Source organism: Aerosakkonema sp. BLCC-F183, assembly GCF_041929145.1.
Taxonomy (GTDB): domain Bacteria; phylum Cyanobacteriota; class Cyanobacteriia; order Cyanobacteriales; family Aerosakkonemataceae; genus Aerosakkonema.
The window spans coordinates 1-17,506 of record NZ_JBHFNU010000032.1 but is presented as its reverse complement, the minus strand read 5'-3'; the positions used below and the strand labels follow the sequence as shown (position 1 = coordinate 17,506).

Sequence of the window (17,506 nt, the reverse complement as noted above, 5' to 3'; positions counted from 1 at the left end):
TTAATTCAGGTAGATATATCTTCTTCTATCTAAAGGTAGAGAAGAATGTAAACCCAAAGAGTGATATTAACAACCGACAAATTATTTTGAGGGAGGTATACTATTCAACATTATCCCGCTAGGTAAGGAGCCATATTCGGTGCATAAAATCAAATCTACCCAGTACTCCTTAACTGTCATTCAAGCTCAAGTACATCAACTCGTGCGGAAAGGAATTGTCACGCTTAGATAAGGTATAGAACTGTGAATCAAAAACTCGCGGAACTAATAAATTTGTGTAGAAAACCCACTACCGAGCTACTTAGAGAGGCACTTTTGTGCAGACAAGAACTTTCTGAATTTGAAAGTAATTTCATTACATATATGGCTGGATTTTCTCATCATGAATTTGCCGAAAGTTTATTTTCAGATTTTAATTTATCTTTCTTAGAAGGAAGTTCGATATTTTTTGATAAAGAAAATAATAAGTTTCACTTCAAGATCTTATTAAACGACCAATCTCATTACTGTGGTAAGTTACACATGGAATGGATAGAGCGTAATTACAACTCTCCAATGTTTTGGAGTAAAATGGAATTTAGGGATAAAGATTATTTATACATTGATAGCCTTGGAAAGCAGTTACGCGGATGTTCTGGAGATCAGGTCAGAGCATACATCGCACAAGGAATATCAGGTGTATCTGAAAATGTGGTGTCTTATCAAAGAGATTTGCAAGGTTATTGCGTAGTTACTCATTTCGTTAGAGCGGCTGAACCTAATACGGATATCAATGTGAAAACAGTTTTCAGCAATGTCACAGCGTGCCTTTTTGTAAACACTTCCGAAAAATCTTTCTATAATCTGTCACTTTATCAATTTCAACACCGAGTTGAGTTATACCCGTTACTAAAAAGTATATATTGGTATGTCATAGATGCCATAGAGCCTGAAAAAGTTACAGATTTCCTACACAAAATTAGAGCCGATTTCAAGCTCATGCAATATACAGGTGCAAAGCATGACTATCTTCAAGAAGTACTACCTGAGATTGATCTGAAGGTACTAGAGCGATACAATCAACTTTTGAGAACTGCTTAAAGAGAAAATTACGGTTGTGCGATTAGGCAACTACGGAATCTGGGTCTTTCGGGTTTATGGTGGAAAATGTTTATGTATGTTACAGATAGGTGGAATGGTGGGTTACGGCACGGGAAGTAAATTATCGATCGAAAGTGTTGAAATTATCGCCCGTGCCTAACCCACCCTACGATTAGATAAGTTTCTACGATCGCAACAAAAACGGGAGAGCCCTCTTATCTGCGTTAATCTGCGTTAATCTGCCTACATCTGCGGTAAAAATTTAACCCTCGATTACTCAATGACCGATGACCGCAGACCAAAAATAAAAAAGCCTCTCACTTTTATCGCAGGAGAGGCTTGCATCTGAGGTTAGCGGAGAAAATCTGTTTAAATTTACAAGCCTACAGCGATCGCACCGGCAATTGCGGAAGCCAAGGCAGAAGTAAGCGCGGTGCCAAATAACCACCAAGCAGCACTTTCAGCGGCTTTGCGGGTTTCTTCGGCTTGTTTGGCGGCTTGGCGCTTCACATCTTCTAGGCGTCGCTGCGCTTCTTGCTGAATGCGTTCTGCGCGTTGCAGTACGCTGTTGCGAGCGCCTTCGATTTGGTCGATCAAGCGATTGGCGTCAGCCTCAGAGATATCCTCGCGGGAACTCAAAATCGCTACCAGCGTATCGCGGTTGAACTGACTCAAACGATAGCGCAGAGCGTCAAAACCGGCTTGCGGGTCGTCAAACAACTGACGAACGTCGCGTTTAATGCCATCATAGTTGAGTTCGGGCCGATCGAGAGAATTGAGGTAATTGCGGATTTGGGCAAAAACGCTGTCGATCGCATCTTGAATTTGGCGTTGAACGCTCCGCACTTGTTCCACAAACCGATCGCGCACGGCGAGGACTCGATCTACAATTTGAGCGGCTTCCTCTGGAGAAATATCCGGACGCTGAGACAGCAAGGATATGACGGTATCGCGGTCTATGCGAGCGAGGCGATCTCCCAAACTTTCCATCCCAGTACGCGGGTCGTGCAGCACCAGAGACAAATCGCGCTTAATGCCTTCTGGGTTAAGAGCATCTTTACCAGTATTACGCAGATAATCTGCCAAAGTAGCTTGGAAATCCCGCACAGTGGCTGTAGTCCTTTGTGCGAAGCGACGAGGCGCTTTCACGATGCTGCGAATCGTATCCTGTACGCGATCGATAATTTGATTGACCTGTTCTTCGCTGAGGTCTTGGCGTTGACTGAGCAACTTCACCAGCGTATCGCGATCGACTTGAGACAGGCGTGCGCGTAAAGCCAAACTACCTTCTTTAGGATTTTGGAACAGTCTGGCTAAATCGCGAGAGATTCCTTCCGGATTGAGTTCTTCCTTACCGGTGTTCCGCAGGTAATCGCTCATCGCAGTCGTAACGCGATCGTACTGCTCTTTGGTTTTGTCAACCACAACTTGCGGTGCGCTGACAACATTATTCCAAGTTGATTGTACCCGATCGATAATTTGATTTACTTGGTCTTCGCTCAAATCTTGGCGCTGACTGAGCAATTTCACCAAAGTATCGCGATCGAAGCGAGACAAGCGTGCGCGGATCAGGTAAGTTCCCGCCGTCGGATTGTTCAACAAAGTAGCCAGATCGCGCTTAATACCATCGGGATTGAGTTCTTCCTTGCCAGTGTTACGCAAGTACGACTCCAAATTCAACCACAGCGCTTCTGCTTCAGCTTTGGCGCGGTCTTGCAGACCTTTGGCTTCCACGATCGAGCGATCGCGAGTTTGTTCCAAATCCCCGATAATTCTATCTCTTTCTTCCGGCGTTATTTCTGGACGCTGACCGAGGATTTGCAAGAAAGCGGCGCGGTCAAATTGAGAGTAGCGATCGCGCAACTCTTCATAACTGGTATCCGAGTCTGACAGAATAGCTTTGAAGTCGCGTTTAATCGCATCTGAATTCAAGTCTTCGTAACGAGTATCGCGCAGATAATTTTCTACTCGCGTGCGAACATCCAGAGTTTTTTCTTCCTTCTCCCGATACTGAACGGTAGCGAGAACTTCTTGCCGAACTTCTTCTAAGCGATCGGCAATTTGATTGAGTTCATCTTGGGTAAACAAACCCCGCGACTGAAGCAAATCTACGAAATCCGATCGCTTAATTTGTTCCAATTGACGGCGAACAGTTCCCGGATCGGCATCGGGGTCGTAAATTACCTGTTTGAATTCGTGTTTAACAGTTTCCCGGTTAAAGTGCCAGGGATAAGAATTGAGCAGGTAGTTTTCTACATCCAATCTAATAGTATTGGGAGTGCCGGGTAAACCTGGGATATTCTCTTTCACCTGAGAACTGAGCCGATCTGCTCCAGATGTTAGTTGCTCTCGCAAACCTTGCAGTCGATTTAAGATAGTTTGAATATCCAAATCGGAAAGGTCGCTTCTGCCGAGAAGTACTCCGGTAATTGCGGTCATCGCCATTTGCCGCGCTTGTCCCATCAAACCGGGAGTTTTCTCTGTTTGTTCTTCAGTTGCTTGGCGCGAGGAGCGCATTTCTGCGATTAATTGGTCGAGTTTGGAGTTGAGTTCTGGCGATCGCAACTCTTTAGCTTGTGCGGATTTGAGATAATCGAGCAATTCGCCCATCACATCTCGCCCTTGGGTGCGATTGACAGCTTGATTCCAAGTGTCTTGTAGGGCGTCTGCGATTCGATTTGCGTCGCGTTTGGAGAGGTTGGTATTGTTGCTTACCAAGTCTACAAATGTTTGACGATTGATATCGCGAAGATTGTTGGGTGCGATCGCTTTCAATTGGGGGTTATTCAGCAGCTTTTCAAATTCCTTTCTGACGCCTTGCACATCTAATTCTGGCGGACGCAGGGTCTGTAAATAATCTTCTAATGTTTCCCGTACAGATGTGGGGTCGATCGCTGCACCTAATTGCCGACCGACTGCGGCGGCTGCGGCTTCAGCAGTAGCAACTACCTGCTGGCTGGCAGCTTTAGCACCCAAGGCGGCGGTTGCGGTTCCCAAAATCGCTTGAAAACCGGAAGTCGCCGTGTTAATCACCGAACCGATTAAGGAACCGACTGTTGTCGAACTTACCCAAACGAGTAGGGAGAAATACGCGCCCCAGATTACCAAACCCAGAATAGCGCCCAAACCCGCATCGAGAGGGCTGAGGAGGCTGAGATTGACCGCTAGGAAACAAGCAAAGAATAAAGCGATCGTCACAGTAATCAGAGTCCAGATCCCGACGGCTTTGCCAACTTTACGGATTGTGCCGCCTAAGCTACTTTGATCGTCGCTATCATCATCTTCGTCCGATCTTCGTCCGATGTATGAAATCCCGGCTGCAACTGAGAGGTTTGTCAGCAGCAGTTGAAAAGCAAAAGCCAGTACTATTCCAGCAATCAAGACTACGAAAAATTGCGGGCCAGAAAACAGTCCTGCTGCTTGTGCTGGTGTGGTAACGGCGCGATCGTTTGGAGTAATCTGAGCTATCCAGAATGGCTGGCCGTACAATCCCAGCTTTAATCTGGCAATATCAAACATAGTATTTTCCTCATCCAATCTTATTTTCCCGCCGAGATAAAGATTCCGAGAGTATAAACTCTATATTTCGGCAAAACTAATGTTCTATGGCTTAGAATCGCCGGATCTGAGGGTCAAGAACATCCCTCCTAAGTCTGAAATCCATATCTGACGCGGGATAGGCTTATTTAAGAGCTTCTACCTCTTCTGTAGTAGAGAATCAAAAATTAAAAGTTAAAAGTTAAAAGTTAAAAGTCAAAAAAAGGGGCTAGAGCGCCAGTCGAGTAGAATGAATTGACAAAAATAACTAAATATGTTTTGTGTAGGGGCTCTCGCATTTGGGCGACAATCGATCGCGATCGGCAACAATTTTTTTATCCAAATGCAACACCGTAACCGAGGTTTCCTGTTTTCCCTTTCCTGTTTTCCCTTTCTTCTTTTCCCTCTTCTTCTCCGACGCCCGACACCGTTTTTTTGTTTCGACTTTTGACTTTTCTAGCTTCTTTGCAGCATTGCCCAAACAAATCCCGATCCGCGTCCCTGAACTCGTGCCATTTTAATCCAAAGCAAGGTCATATGTTCCAAATGCAGGCTCATCGAGAGATTGCCTGTATCAACAGGTTCCCAGCCTAACTGACGGCAAAGTTCGGCAACAGTTTCTTTAGCAGCCAAGTCATTTCCGGCTATCAACATCGCAGGCTTAACATTTTCATAGCCTGGATAAAAGCTATCTTCAAAGTTTTCAAAGCCGTAGATTGTAAATGCCTTGACCGTGCGAGCGTTCGGTACCAGTTGCTGTACTTTCTCGCTTCCTGAAATCTTGCTTTCCAGTCCGTGAGAAAGATTTGCTCCCACAGGATTGGTACAATCAACTAACACTTTACCATCGAGTGCTGCTCCCAAACTGGTAAGAGCAGGCTCAATGGCTGCAAAGGGTACGGCTAGAAATACGACTTCCGCAGATGCGATCGCTTCCGAAGGAGACTGTACAATTAGATTGGCATTGCGCGTTATGACATCGCGAATAGATTGCGAGTTAGAATCGCGGGCGGCAATACTAACATTGTGGCCTAATTTTTGTAAGCGATCGGCAAGCGGTGCGCCCACATTTCCTACACCAATAAAAGCAATGTTCATCGAGTTCATCCCAACGCTTCTAAGACAAGTTTGGCTGTTGCGTGACCGGAATTTTGTTGTTGTCCGGTAATGAGATTGCCGTCGCGAACGGCATAGGGAGAAAAGGCTGCTTCGGTCAGAAAGTTTGCCCCCAGTTTTTGCGCTTCATCCTCAATGCGAAAAGGCATCACTTGTTGGCCGATTGCTCGATCGGCGTAGTCTTCTTCGCTGTTCGCAAAACCTGTTATAGTTTTGCCTTTGATGATATAATCTCCACTTGATAACTTCGTTTCCAAAAGCAAGCAAGTTCCGTGACAGAGAGCGGCGCTTGGTTTGCCCGACTCATAGAATTTTACAAACAAATTTGCTAATTCTTTATCCGGTCGGAAGGTGAACATGGGAGATTGACCGCCACAGACTACGATCGCATCAAAATCATTGGGGTTGAAGTTTGCGATCGCAGGCGTGTTCTCCAACAATGCCATGAATTCCGGCTTATTAATGTATTCAAGGGAAAGCGTATCATCTTTTGAGTAGCCTTGTGCATCGCGAGGGTCGCTGAGGCTATCGAATTCGACTTTACCGCCTTTCGGACTGGCGATCGTAACTTGGCAACCTGCCTTGACAAAATTGTCGTAGGGATGAATCAATTCTGCTGCCCAAAAACCGACTGGCCATCCCAAAGTTGTGGAAACAGAAGGGTTGGCAACTATCATCAGAATTCGCTTTAATTTATCTGCACTCATTAGTCTTTTTCCTGGTGCTGTAGCATTGCCGCGAAATGTAAAGAATCGTTAGATTCTTTTACCGATCATTATGGAATGGCTACAATTATTTGTCTAATAGATAATTTGTATAAGTGTTATTCATAAGATGAATCTTGCTGGCATTGACCTGAATCTTCTCGTTGTCTTCGATGCTTTGATGACCGAACGACACGTTACTCGTGCGGGAGAACGACTAAACTTAAGCCAACCCGCGACAAGTAATGCGTTAGCACGCTTGCGGAATTTGCTTGGCGATGAGTTGTTTGTCAGAAGTGCGACGGGACTGCAACCGACTCCTAAAGCGCTGGAACTTGCCAAACAAATTCAACCCGCTTTGCAGCAGATTGAAACTGCACTGTTGTGCGAGGATAGTTTTGACCCAGCAACTAGCGAGATTGTATTTGCAATTGGGATGTCAGATTACACAGAATTTGTCCTGCTTCCGTTATTGATGCAAAAATTACAGGCTGTTGCACCGAGGGTGAGGATGAGAATAAGGTCAGGCGATCGCCAAAAACTGCTATCTTTACTTGATAGCGGCGAACTGGATCTGATCTGCGGATTGTTCCCAGAACAGGTAAAATGGCACTCCCAACAGTTTCTGTTTCAGGAAAACTATGTTTGTGTCTGTCGCCGCAACCATCCTTTGATTGGAGACTCTCTTTCTCTAGAACAATATGTTGCGGCAAATCATTTGCTTGTATCTATTAAAGAAGATATGATCGGTCGAGTAGATGAGGTTTTAGCTTCAAAAAATCTCAAACGTCATATCACCATTTCTATTCCTCACTTTACGATCGCACCGTTTATCTTGGCTCAAACTGATTTGATTGCTACGCTGGCACAACGAGTAGCGAGAAAGTTTACAGAAGTCGAGAACTTAAAAATTTTGGCTTTACCTTTAGGAATGGAAGGCTTTTCTGTATATATTCGCTGGCATATGAGCAATGAAAATCATCCCGCGAGTGTATGGCTGCGGAAAATTTTCGCAGATATAGGTAAACTGGTTGAGGAAGCTACAGCGCCAGTCCAATAGGCTCTCCCGTATTTATGGGCATAACAAAATCTGATTTAACTGTAGGGGGTGTTAAGCACGGGCGAAAAATTGAATATGCCAACCAATAATTAAATTGGCGTGCCTAACGCAGCATCTCCAAATTGGTAACAAAAATGAACATTTTACCTCATAAAGCCGAAAGCTTTCATTTTTTGATGGCAAGTAGTACGCCACCTAATTTTTGCTAAAATATCAAAAATTCCCATATAATACAAAACAATAAAATTCCAGTAATCGCTTGTTGAAATCAGAGAAATGGTGGAAATATTACAAAGCCCGAATGAAGAATCTAACGAACTGGCTCAAACGCCCAGTGCGTCTGGAAAATGGGGAGCGATGCTGGGTGCGGGAATTGGTTGGTTCATGTTTGGCTTGCAGCTCTACCTGGTCAACATAGCACTTCCCGTAATGATAACAGCGCTCGATACCAACTTTGCGACTATTCAATGGACGCTCTTAAGTTATGTGCTGATGCTGACAGTTATGGTGCTGGGTGCAGCGCGATTGGGCGATATGTACAACAAGAAGTGGTTGTACTTAGGTGGAGTAATCATGTTCACCATTGGCTGCTTGCTGTGCGGACTTGCACCAACGGTAGAGTTTTTAATCGCTTTTCGCGCTTTACAAGGGCTCGGTGCTGTGTTTGTATCGGCGTTGCCAGTAGCGATCGTAACGGAAGCATTTCCCCAACAGGAACGGGGATGGGCGCTGGGAATTCTCAACGGGGTATTCACTTTGGGAATTGCTCTGGGACCGGCGATCGGAGGACTTTTGCTCGCTTTGGGTAACTGGCGTTTAATCTTTTTGGTAAATGTGCCGATCGGCATGATTGCGAGTTTAATAGTTGCCCTATTTGTGCCGTCTTTTTCTAGCATAAATATCAAACAAAAACAAGATTGGATTGGCGTATTTTTAATGACGCTAACATTGACTTGTTTTGCTTTGGCAATGACAAGAATACAAAATTTTGGCTTAGGCGATCGCACAGAGCAAATTTTGCTGGCTGTAGCGGCGATCGGTTTAATTTGTTTTTTGGCGGTAGAGTCTCGGATTCAAGAGCCGATGCTCGACTTGGGGATGTTTCGCTCTGTCGAATTCAGCTTTAGTTTATTGCTAGTTTGGATGGTTTATATCATCATCGCCGCGATGGATTTGATCGTACCTTTCTTTCTAGAGTTGGTTAAGCAATATTCTCCCTTGCAGGCGGGGTTATTGCTGACAATTTTGCCGTTATCATCGGTGTTAGCTTCATTCATTGCCGGCACAATGTCCGATCGCTTCGGAGAGCATACGATCGTCACAGTAGCGCTGTTATTGCTGATCTTGGGGTGCTGGGCAACTAGCACGTTGGACGACAAATCGACCGATTTGGGCTTTATTGTCAGGCTTGTACCGGTGCAGATGGGGCTGGGAACGTTCTATACTTCCAATAGTAGCGCCGTGATGGGAACGGTGAAGCGGGAACAGTTAGGTATAGCTTCCGGTTTGTTGTCTTTCTGGCGGACATTAGGCTTAACAACAGGTGTGGCGTTACTGGGGACTTTGTTTTCAAAATCGACGATTTCTAGGGCTAATACTGCTGCTAAAATCGATGTCACAAATGCACCTGTAGAAGCATTGGTTGAAGGGGTAGACGTTACTTTTGAGTTGGCGCTAGGAATTGCGATCGCTGCCACAATTGTAGGGCTTTTTCTGTGGTGGCGATCTGTAGCTAGGGAATAGGGAAAGTCAAAATCAGGGGCAAATTAACTAAGTGTGCCAAGTCGGATTTGCTATTATAAGCGTTTCGCCCGAATTTTTGCTTGGATGCGATCGAACACTCCCTCATCCTTAAAAAATTTCTCTTGAATTGCATTCCATCCCCCGAATGCCTCAGCCGTAAACAATTTGGTCACGTGAGGAAATTTACCAGACAACTCTTGCGCTACTTGAGAATCCAAAGGACGAAATCCGACTTGGGCGAAAGCTCGTTGTGCTTCCGGAGTATAAAGAAATTTGACAAAAGCTTCGGCGACTTCCCGGCTACCCCTTCGATCGACATATTTATCAACTACAGCAATCGGATTATCGATGGAAATATTGATATCGGGAATGACAACAACGGTATCTTTTGCCAAACCTTCCCGCTTGGCTACAATCAACTCATTTTCATAGTTAATTAAAACATCCCCCTCTTGCTGTCGCAAAAACAAATCTGTCGCTTCTCTAGCATCTGTTGCTAATACTTTGACATTCTGAAAAACTTTTGTGACGAAATCTAATGCTTCTGTCTCAGTACCTCCTGTTTGGGTGACAGCGCCCCAGAAAGCTAGGAAATTCCACCTCGCAATTCCAGATGTTTTTGGATCTGCTGTAATCACATTTACTCCCGGTTTAGCTAAATCCAACCAAGTATAAACTCGTTTGGGATTGCCGGCACGAGTAACAATTGCTCCTACTGTCTGAGTGACAATCCCATTATTCGGTACTCTTTTTTCCCAACCTGGTTTAATCAAACCTGCTTTTTGAATTTTGTTTGTATCCAGTGCTAATGCTAAATGCACTACATCTGCTGGCAATCCATTAATCACCGCTCTTGCTTGCGTGCTAGAGCCAGCAAAACTTAAACGAAATTTTACTTCTTGGTTATGTTCGCGCCGCCATTTTTCTTTGAATAAAGGTACTATTTCTGTGTAAGCTGCTTTGGTGATGGAGAACGAAACTAAACTTAATTCGATCGGTTTGCGCTTCTGCGCGATCGATTGTATTTGCGCCACAGGAGATGAGTTTGGCGAAAGATTGTCTTTACCACAGGCACGGATCGAGAGACTCAAACTGAGACTAATCGTTACTAACAGAAGGAAAATGTAATTTTTGTCACGTTGGCCAAATGGCCCTAATTTAGACCTAAGAGTAGCGATCGGCACTTGACGATATCTCATAAAAAAACTCCTTGAGATTGGTTGACTTTAAGCATGAATGCAAAGCTCTTTGTAGGGTGCGGCTTTGCTCACCCTATTACTGTGTTATCTCAAAGCATTAACTGCTAGGTGTTGTTAGCTATTTGTCACTCCATAAGTAAATTTTTTTGTTAAACTACTGTTAATCGGTCGGAATACCGTATATTATATTACATAGTGGTGCGAACTCAGATCTTCCACCAGGTTCATCACGTTTTTTTACTGGCAATAAAGAAACGTGGAACCTTTTGCTTTCCGTTCAAAAACCCGGTGTACAGACGTTTCTGGAAACGTCTGTACAGCTTAGTCTAGTTCATATTACTTGGGAGTTACTTACGCAGTAAGTGGCTAAAATTTCCCCTTTCAAATTGCAAAAGAGAAAAATAATGTCCCTGTTAAACCTAAAAATTTACCCCAAAATAAAGGGTTCAATTACCCGCGAAACCTTAAGCAAAATGGCCGTGAGAATTGCTTTAGTAATTATTGGTTCGACAGCCCTCAGTTATGTACATTTAATGTCAACATTGGAAACTCAAACTCGCCGACAGCTAGAAAAATATATCGTCGAGAGAGGTCAAAGAGAAAGTAATATTTTTAGCTTAGTAGAAGATAGTCATTTTGTCTTAGAGCAAGAATTGAAGCGCAGCCTAGACGAACAGGCAAATAAAGATGTCAAAGATGAATTTGAGGTACTTTTCCAGCCATCAAAAGATGGTGTCATTAGAAATAAACCAGAAGGGTTCGATCGCAGCCGTCAACCTGGAGTTTATATAGGAAAAAATGTCCAACTCAATTCGGAAATTCGTCAGCGCGTCATGACTTTTTATAACTTAGTTATGTCTTCTGGACCGGCGTGGCGCGGTCGATTTCAAAATACCTACATTAACGCACCTGAGAACATAGTAGTTATGTATTGGCCAGAAGTCCCTTGGGCGGAAAATGCTAAATCCGATTTATATATACCCGATGAAGAATATTTCTGGATTGCCGATCGCCAACATAATCCCTCCCGTCAGACAGTTTGCACGGGGCTTTATTACGATAAAGTTGCTAGAGATTGGATTATTTCTTGCGAGACACCTGTTGATATAGGCGATCGACAAATCGCGACTATTGGAAATGATATCATTTTGAATGAATTGCTCGATCGCACGTTAAAAGACAGCCTTCCCGGTACTTATAATCTAATCTTCAGAGAAGACGGTCTCCTAATTGCTCATCCCAAAAAGATGGATGAAATCAAAAATAAAAAAGGCAAATTTGATATAATGAAATCGGGAGACTCAGACCTAATCCGCATTTATGAATATGTGAAAAACTTAAAGCCGGGGCAGATAGTAATTGATAATACTAAGACCCAAGAGTATCTAGCAGTTACTAAAATAAATGGCCCTAACTGGTACTTTATCACAGTTTTTCCCAAATCAATTTTAGCAGGAGTAGCATTCGATAATGCCCGATTCGTCCTAATTTTAGGCGGAATTTCCTTGCTAGTTGAAATAGGCATATTATTGTTTGTAATCAAACAACAAATCGCTACTCCTTTACATAAATTAATGGCAGCTACCGAACAGGTGGCAGTTGGAGATTTCAATATTCAACTGGATACCGCACGAGAGGATGAATTAGGGAGATTAGCGCATTCATTTAACTCAATGGCTGCGGAAGTTTATGCTCGTGAAGCGAGACTGAAACAAGCACAAGAAGCTCTCCAAAAAACTGATAAATTAAAAGATGAATTCTTAGCTAATACTTCCCACGAACTGCGGACACCCTTAAACGGCATAATTGGGATTGCCGAATCTTTGATTGAGGGAGCAACGGGTAAGCTACCACCCGCCACAATTTCTAATCTAGTTATGATTGCCAGTAGCGGTCGGAGATTGGCTAATTTAGTCAACGATATTCTGGATTTTTCTAAACTGAGACACCAAACGATCGAACTGCAACTTAAGCCAGTGGCATTGCGAGAAATTGTAGATCTCGTGGTTACTCTCAGCCAACCTTTACTAAATCAAAAAGATTTACAATTAATCAATGATATTACCCCAGATTTACCTTTAGTCTTGGGTGATGAAAATCGCCTTCAGCAAATCTTCCATAACCTCATCGGTAATGCGATTAAATTTACTCATAGCGGTAGTGTGAATATATCGGCTCAAGTAGTTAGTAATGCCAGGAGCGAAATTCAAGTTACTATATCCGATACAGGTATTGGCATTCCAGAAGATAAATTGGAGCGCGTCTTTGAATCTTTTGAACAAGCAGATGGTTCCACAGCGCGGATTTACGGTGGTACAGGTTTGGGTTTGGCGATTACCAAACAACTAATAGAATTACATAGCGGTAAGATTTGGGTTGAGTCTGTCCTTGATGAAGGTTCGCGGTTTATCTTTACCTTACCAGTTAGTCAATCCGCAGATGTTGAAAGTCGCGGGTTGGAAATAGCCAGAAAATATCAGTTAGCTTCATCTGGGATTTATGACTCTTTATTTTCTGTGAATGATTCAGAAAAATTAAGTAACTATAACGCACAAGAAATTATCGATCGAGTCCAAATAAATAATGCTGAAGGTACACCTTACAAAATCTTAGTTGTGGATGATGAACCTGTAAATCGTCAGGTGTTGGTTAACCATTTATCTTTATATGGATATGAAATTCTTGAGGCTGCTTCTGGGATAGAAGCATTAGCAATTTTGTCAAGCAGTACCAAACCTGATTTAATTTTGCTGGATGTAATGATGCCGCGTATGACTGGCTATGAAGTAACTCGAAAAATTCGCGAAACCTGGCAACCGAATGAATTACCGGTGCTATTATTAACTGCTAAAGATCGAGTTGCCGATCTAGTAGTTGGTTTAGAAGCTGGAGCCAATGATTACCTAACTAAACCGATTGCCAAAGATGAATTATTCGCAAGGATAAAAACTCATTGTACCCAATCAAGTATCTTTTTAGAAAATTCTCGCCTTTATTTTGAATTGCAGGAATCAGAAAGGAGAGAGCGCGAGAGGGCAATGCAATTGCAACAATATTTACAACAAATTCAGCAGATGCAGCTACAATTAATCCAAAATGAGAAAATGGCAGTCATCGGTCAATTAATCGCCGGGATTGCCCATGAAATTAATAATCCGCTTGCGTTTATTGACGGCAACTTAACTTATGCGGAAAACTATATAAAAGACTTAATTGATTTATTGAAATTATATCGGGACATTTTTCCCGATCCTGGGGGAGAAATAGCTCAAACAATTGAAACTATCGAGCTAGATTATCTAATAGAAGACTTGCCAACAATGGTTTTATCTATGAGAGAGGGAACCGATCGCATCCGCCAAATTAGCACGTCTTTAAGAACATTCTCGCGGGCTGATAGCACATCAAAAGTGCCATTCAATATCAATGAAGGTCTCAACAGCACATTAATGATTTTGAAGCATAAACTCAAAGCTAATAGTAACCGACCAGAGATTGAAACGATCAAAGAATATGCGAATTTGCCCTTATTAGTCGAGTGCTATCCCGGTCAACTCAACCAGGTATTTATGAATATACTTGCCAATGCGATCGATGCGTTTGAAGAAGCAAATCAAGGCCGTACTTTTGCTGAAATTGCAGCTAATCCCAATAAAATTATTATTCGTACTGAAGTTTTAGAAGAGGAAGCTGCTGTCGCTATTCGCATCAAAGATAATGGTTGTGGAATGCCAGAAGAGGTAAAAGAGCGGGTATTTGACCACTTATTCACGACGAAAGAAGTGGGTAAGGGGACTGGTTTAGGTTTGTCTATTTCCCGTCAGATTGTGGAAGAAAAACATGGAGGTAAGCTGACTTGTGTTTCTGCGCCAGGAGTGGGAACAGAATTTACGATTCTGATTCCGATTTAGTTGTAGCAATAATCTCATCAAACGTGCTGGCTAACCATGCTAAGAAAATGTTGCGATCGCTCACATTTTTATTCACCAAAAGCAGCATATTATACAGAACTATTCTGGCGATCGGTGAGACAATTTTGTTTTGCATAAATGCCGAACGCAGCATTGTTTTTGCTGGTGGAGTCGATTCGCAATGGCGATAAATAATAAAGATGAGTATGACTAGGATATTCAACAGTTCTAAATATCTGCAACCGACGGACGGAGAGCCTATTCGATCGATCGTCACGGAATCGCAGGATGCTGTCATTGTCGCCTGGTACATCAAGCCAGGTCAGCAAATTCTCCCGCACATCCACCCTAACGGACAAGATACCTGGACTGTTTTGAGCGGTCAAGGAGAATATTATTTGGATAAAGCAGGCACAACAAAGCCGATCGTTGCAGGAGATGTGGTAGTCGCTCATACCGGATGCGTACACGGAGTATTAAACAACGGGGATGAACCATTGGTTTTTATTTCAGTCGTGTCGCCAGCCGATGCGGGATACGAACTTATCTCCTTAGAAGATTCTTTAGCTTTGCATTCCTAACAATTTTGATATTGTTGCACTAGCAAAGTTCTGACAAGTTTGTGCAAGTTAGTCATTAGTTATTAGCAATAAGTGAGTTTTCATTTGCGATCGCACTCCTGTACCTTGCCAACCTCCCGTAATGGGGGCAGCATATGCGGGTAATGCGCTGGCGGCTAAAGCGATATTGCGATCGGCTACTGCTAATCCCTGACTGGGATCGTAGCCTCGCCAACCCGCTCCCGGCAAATATACTTCTGCCCAAGCATGAAGATCTCGTTCTTTTTGGTCTGGATCTCCTTCCTGATAACCGCTAACAAATCTAGCAGCTAAACCTACGGCGCGACACGCTTCCATAAATAAAACTGCCAAATCGCGACAGGAACCCGATTTTTCCTTCCAAGTGACCCCACCAGGAAACGGTTCGCCGGTTTCTCTCCTCAGATATTGGCAATTCTCGTAGATCTGTTGATTTAGCTGCATCAAGAAAGTACCGATTTGATAATCCGCAGCAAAAGCAATCTCTTGAGCTAATTGGATGACGGCAGGGTCTGCATTGATTTGATATTGCGGTTGCAAATATGGCTGAAGTTGGGATAGCATTGAAGCGGGGTAGTCGATCGGCAGACTCAACGCCCAAGGTTCTAGTAGATAAACAAAAGGATTTGTGCGATAAGTTTCAACTTCTGAGCGTACCTCAATTTTGAGATAATCAGTGCTGCCACCAAACCAAGTTTGCAATATGCCGTTACCATCTAAATCGGTAATGTGAGAAATACCAATTGGTTCTGGGTCAATTTGTAGAGAGAAAGAATGCAGTTTCTGAGTGCCATCGCAGCGCGATCGCAACCTTAAAACGTGCGGATTCAGAAGAACTGATCGATCGTAGGTGTAGGTGATGGTGTGAACGATTTGGTAACGCATCCCGATTTTAGGTTTGAGGTTTTTAACTAAGTCAGTTTAACTAAGTCAGACAGTTAATATCTGTAGATTAGGAAACCGATGATACATAAAATTGTGAAGACGATCGCACCAATTTTCAGTCCCTGCCAAACCAGCGGCATTGGCACAGGAACTGCACCCAGTTGTCGCAACATACCCATTAAATCGGCTTCTCCCCAGTGTGCCGCGATTTTGCCATTTTCAATACGGTCTACGTGAATGAACGACACCGTAACTCGCTTATTTGTGGGAGGAAAACCTTGCAATTTTCCTTGATGTGTGCCAGCAAAACTTCCACGGGTGACAACTTTATCTTCATCGACAATGATATCTTCAAAGCTGTGCCGAAGATCCGGAAAAGCAGAGCGAAACATCAGGCCAAATTCTTTAAAAGTTTCCCGATTTAGCGGTTCAGATTTGCCAGGTATGTGTGCGACAAAGTTAGGAGCAAGCATATCCTGTATCTTATCGAAATTGCCATTGTCGAACTCTTCATAATATTGAAGGACAATAGCTTTTTTCTCTTCGTCAGACATAGGATATTCCTGTTATCGCGGCAGTTAATTGACAGGTTTTAAGGCAAAGAAAGTTTCAAAAACGTTGTTGCCAACGTTATATATTTGTTTCTGCAAGTGAGTCAAACATTCATGCAATCCCGTTTGAATGATTTCCTCAATCGTCAAATAATCTAATTCCGAACGCAATCGACCTAAAGAACGTTCGGCGGGGTTACTCCAAGTGTTTGGGGGAGAGGCGGTGATTTGATGGAGAGAGCGTTCTGCTTGCATCAGGCAAAATCGGATCGATCGCGGAAACTCCCGATCCAAAATTAAAAATTCCGCCACACCTGTTGGGGTAATGCGATGTTGGCGTTTGCGATACATTTCATACGCACTAACAGATCGCAATAAAGTCATCCACTGCAATTCATCTAGCGTACTGCCTACATCTTTCACCGAAGGTAACAGTAAAAAATACTTTACATCTAAAATCCGAGCGGTTTTATCTGCCCTTTCCAGAAAACGTCCCATTTGACCGAAGTGCCACCCTTCATTATGAGTCATCGTGGCATCCATCACACCAGCAAATAGGTGACTTGACAGTTTGACTTCCGTAAAAAATTCTTGCGGTTCAAAAGGTGTTTGTTTTTCCGCCGCATCTCTCACCATAAAATAGAAAGTATTAATGTGTTCCCACATTTCTGAGGCAATGATTTCGCGGATCGATCGAGCATTTTCTCTAGCTGCTTGCAAACAGGACAAAATCGAGTTGGAATAATCGCGATCGAATGTAAGAAACTCTATTACATTTTCAGCCGTAGCTTCTCCATAACGTTCTTGAAATAGCGATAAATCACCAGTAGTCAGCACGACAGGTTCCCATTGTTGCGCGACACCCGCATGGGAATCGAGAATTAGATTGAAATTGGCATTGATAAAGCGGGCGATATTTTCTACCCGTTCGACATAACGATTTAGCCAGTAGATGGAATCAGCGACGCGACTTAGCATAGTTGTTAGTTGTCAGTTGTCAGTTGTCAGTTGTCAGTTGTCAGTTGTCAGTTGTCAGTTGTCAGTTGTCAGTTGTCAGTTGTCAGTTGTCAGTTGTCAGTTGTCAGTTGTCAGTTGTCAGTTGTCAGTTGTCAGTTGTCAGT

Annotated in this window: 13 protein-coding genes and 1 pseudogene; 6 read left to right on the top strand and 8 right to left on the bottom strand. The window is 43.3% G+C overall.

Annotated features, from left to right (window positions below; all coding sequences use genetic code 11):
• The first annotated feature begins 243 nt into the window (after positions 1 to 243).
• Both ACE1CD_RS08310 and ACE1CD_RS08305 read left to right on the top strand, forming a co-directional pair.
• Positions 244 to 1,080, top strand: coding sequence for a hypothetical protein (locus tag ACE1CD_RS08310; protein ID WP_374823086.1), 837 nt, complete (start codon positions 244 to 246; stop codon positions 1,078 to 1,080).
• Between the two features lie 16 nt (positions 1,081 to 1,096).
• Positions 1,097 to 1,240, top strand: coding sequence for a hypothetical protein (locus ACE1CD_RS08305; RefSeq protein ID WP_374823083.1), 144 nt, complete (start codon positions 1,097 to 1,099; stop codon positions 1,238 to 1,240).
• 215 nt (positions 1,241 to 1,455) lie between these two features.
• On the opposite strand, the gene ACE1CD_RS08300 is transcribed toward ACE1CD_RS08305, so the two are convergent.
• The 3 genes and pseudogenes from ACE1CD_RS08300 to ACE1CD_RS08290 all read right to left on the bottom strand — a co-directional run bounded on the left by ACE1CD_RS08300 (position 1,456) and on the right by ACE1CD_RS08290 (position 6,410).
• Positions 1,456 to 4,599 (bottom strand): MFS transporter, encoded by a 3,144-nt coding sequence (locus ACE1CD_RS08300; protein WP_374823080.1) that lies wholly within the window; start codon positions 4,597 to 4,599, stop codon positions 1,456 to 1,458.
• 474 nt (positions 4,600 to 5,073) lie between these two features.
• Positions 5,074 to 5,757, bottom strand: a pseudogene (locus tag ACE1CD_RS08295) (NADPH-dependent F420 reductase); the annotation flags it as partial.
• Positions 5,721 to 6,410, bottom strand: coding sequence for a type 1 glutamine amidotransferase domain-containing protein (locus tag ACE1CD_RS08290; RefSeq protein ID WP_374823170.1), 690 nt, complete (start codon positions 6,408 to 6,410; stop codon positions 5,721 to 5,723). The pseudogene ACE1CD_RS08295 and the gene ACE1CD_RS08290, both read right to left, overlap by 37 nt.
• A 157-nt stretch (positions 6,411 to 6,567) precedes the next feature.
• On the opposite strand from ACE1CD_RS08290, the gene ACE1CD_RS08285 reads away from it, so the two are divergent.
• On the top strand, positions 6,568 to 7,497 hold the full coding sequence (locus ACE1CD_RS08285; protein ID WP_374798361.1) for a LysR family transcriptional regulator: 930 nt from the start codon (positions 6,568 to 6,570) through the stop codon (positions 7,495 to 7,497).
• A gap of 276 nt (positions 7,498 to 7,773) precedes the next feature.
• Positions 7,774 to 9,240 carry an MFS transporter gene (locus ACE1CD_RS08280; protein WP_374823077.1) on the top strand — a complete coding sequence of 489 codons (1,467 nt, stop codon included), beginning with the start codon at positions 7,774 to 7,776 and terminating at the stop codon, positions 9,238 to 9,240.
• 53 nt (positions 9,241 to 9,293) lie between these two features.
• On the opposite strand, the gene ACE1CD_RS08275 is transcribed toward ACE1CD_RS08280, so the two are convergent.
• On the bottom strand, positions 9,294 to 10,439 hold the full coding sequence (locus tag ACE1CD_RS08275; RefSeq protein ID WP_374823074.1) for a sulfate ABC transporter substrate-binding protein: 1,146 nt from the start codon (positions 10,437 to 10,439) through the stop codon (positions 9,294 to 9,296).
• A gap of 404 nt (positions 10,440 to 10,843) precedes the next feature.
• On the opposite strand from ACE1CD_RS08275, the gene ACE1CD_RS08270 reads away from it, so the two are divergent.
• Positions 10,844 to 14,350, top strand: coding sequence for an ATP-binding protein (locus ACE1CD_RS08270; RefSeq protein ID WP_374823071.1), 3,507 nt, complete (start codon positions 10,844 to 10,846; stop codon positions 14,348 to 14,350).
• On the opposite strand, the gene ACE1CD_RS08265 is transcribed toward ACE1CD_RS08270, so the two are convergent.
• Positions 14,328 to 14,504: a hypothetical protein gene (locus tag ACE1CD_RS08265; protein ID WP_374823068.1), complete on the bottom strand. Its 177-nt coding sequence runs from the start codon at positions 14,502 to 14,504 to the stop codon at positions 14,328 to 14,330. The genes ACE1CD_RS08270 and ACE1CD_RS08265 overlap by 23 nt on opposite strands.
• 46 nt (positions 14,505 to 14,550) lie before the next feature.
• Here ACE1CD_RS08265 and ACE1CD_RS08260 point away from each other — a divergent pair, with 46 nt between their 5' ends.
• Positions 14,551 to 14,931 (top strand): cupin domain-containing protein, encoded by a 381-nt coding sequence (locus tag ACE1CD_RS08260; RefSeq protein WP_374798351.1) that lies wholly within the window; start codon positions 14,551 to 14,553, stop codon positions 14,929 to 14,931.
• A 48-nt stretch (positions 14,932 to 14,979) separates the two neighbouring features.
• Here ACE1CD_RS08260 and ACE1CD_RS08255 read toward each other — a convergent pair whose 3' ends face one another.
• From ACE1CD_RS08255 to ACE1CD_RS08245, 3 genes are read right to left on the bottom strand one after another with little or no spacing between them, the layout of a single operon-like run.
• Complete coding sequence (locus ACE1CD_RS08255; RefSeq protein ID WP_374823065.1) at positions 14,980 to 15,834, bottom strand: transglutaminase N-terminal domain-containing protein; 855 nt, start codon at positions 15,832 to 15,834, stop codon at positions 14,980 to 14,982.
• Between the two features lie 53 nt (positions 15,835 to 15,887).
• A complete protein-coding gene (locus tag ACE1CD_RS08250) occupies positions 15,888 to 16,388 on the bottom strand; it encodes an ester cyclase (RefSeq protein ID WP_374823062.1) in 501 nt (166 codons plus the stop codon).
• A 24-nt stretch (positions 16,389 to 16,412) separates the two neighbouring features.
• The gene (locus ACE1CD_RS08245) at positions 16,413 to 17,363 is read right to left on the bottom strand and encodes an alpha-E domain-containing protein (RefSeq protein ID WP_374798345.1); all 951 of its coding nucleotides are present in this window, start codon (positions 17,361 to 17,363) and stop codon (positions 16,413 to 16,415) included.
• Between the last annotated feature and the right edge of the window lie 143 nt (positions 17,364 to 17,506).

Bases quoted from the DNA above. Each gene is read 5' to 3' on its own strand.
- ACE1CD_RS08300 (WP_374823080.1), bottom strand. From the start codon at position 4,599: ATGTTTGATATTGCCAGATTAAAGCTGGGATTGTACGGCCAGCCATTC.
- ACE1CD_RS08290 (WP_374823170.1), bottom strand. From the start codon at position 6,410: ATGATAGTTGCCAACCCTTCTGTTTCCACAACTTTGGGATGGCCAGTC.
- ACE1CD_RS08285 (WP_374798361.1), top strand. From the start codon at position 6,568: ATGAATCTTGCTGGCATTGACCTGAATCTTCTCGTTGTCTTCGATGCT.
- ACE1CD_RS08280 (WP_374823077.1), top strand. From the start codon at position 7,774: ATGGTGGAAATATTACAAAGCCCGAATGAAGAATCTAACGAACTGGCT.
- ACE1CD_RS08275 (WP_374823074.1), bottom strand. From the start codon at position 10,439: ATGAGATATCGTCAAGTGCCGATCGCTACTCTTAGGTCTAAATTAGGG.
- ACE1CD_RS08270 (WP_374823071.1), top strand. From the start codon at position 10,844: ATGTCCCTGTTAAACCTAAAAATTTACCCCAAAATAAAGGGTTCAATT.
- ACE1CD_RS08265 (WP_374823068.1), bottom strand. From the start codon at position 14,504: ATGCTGCGTTCGGCATTTATGCAAAACAAAATTGTCTCACCGATCGCC.
- ACE1CD_RS08260 (WP_374798351.1), top strand. From the start codon at position 14,551: ATGAGTATGACTAGGATATTCAACAGTTCTAAATATCTGCAACCGACG.
- ACE1CD_RS08255 (WP_374823065.1), bottom strand. From the start codon at position 15,834: ATGCGTTACCAAATCGTTCACACCATCACCTACACCTACGATCGATCA.
- ACE1CD_RS08250 (WP_374823062.1), bottom strand. From the start codon at position 16,388: ATGTCTGACGAAGAGAAAAAAGCTATTGTCCTTCAATATTATGAAGAG.
- ACE1CD_RS08245 (WP_374798345.1), bottom strand. From the start codon at position 17,363: ATGCTAAGTCGCGTCGCTGATTCCATCTACTGGCTAAATCGTTATGTC.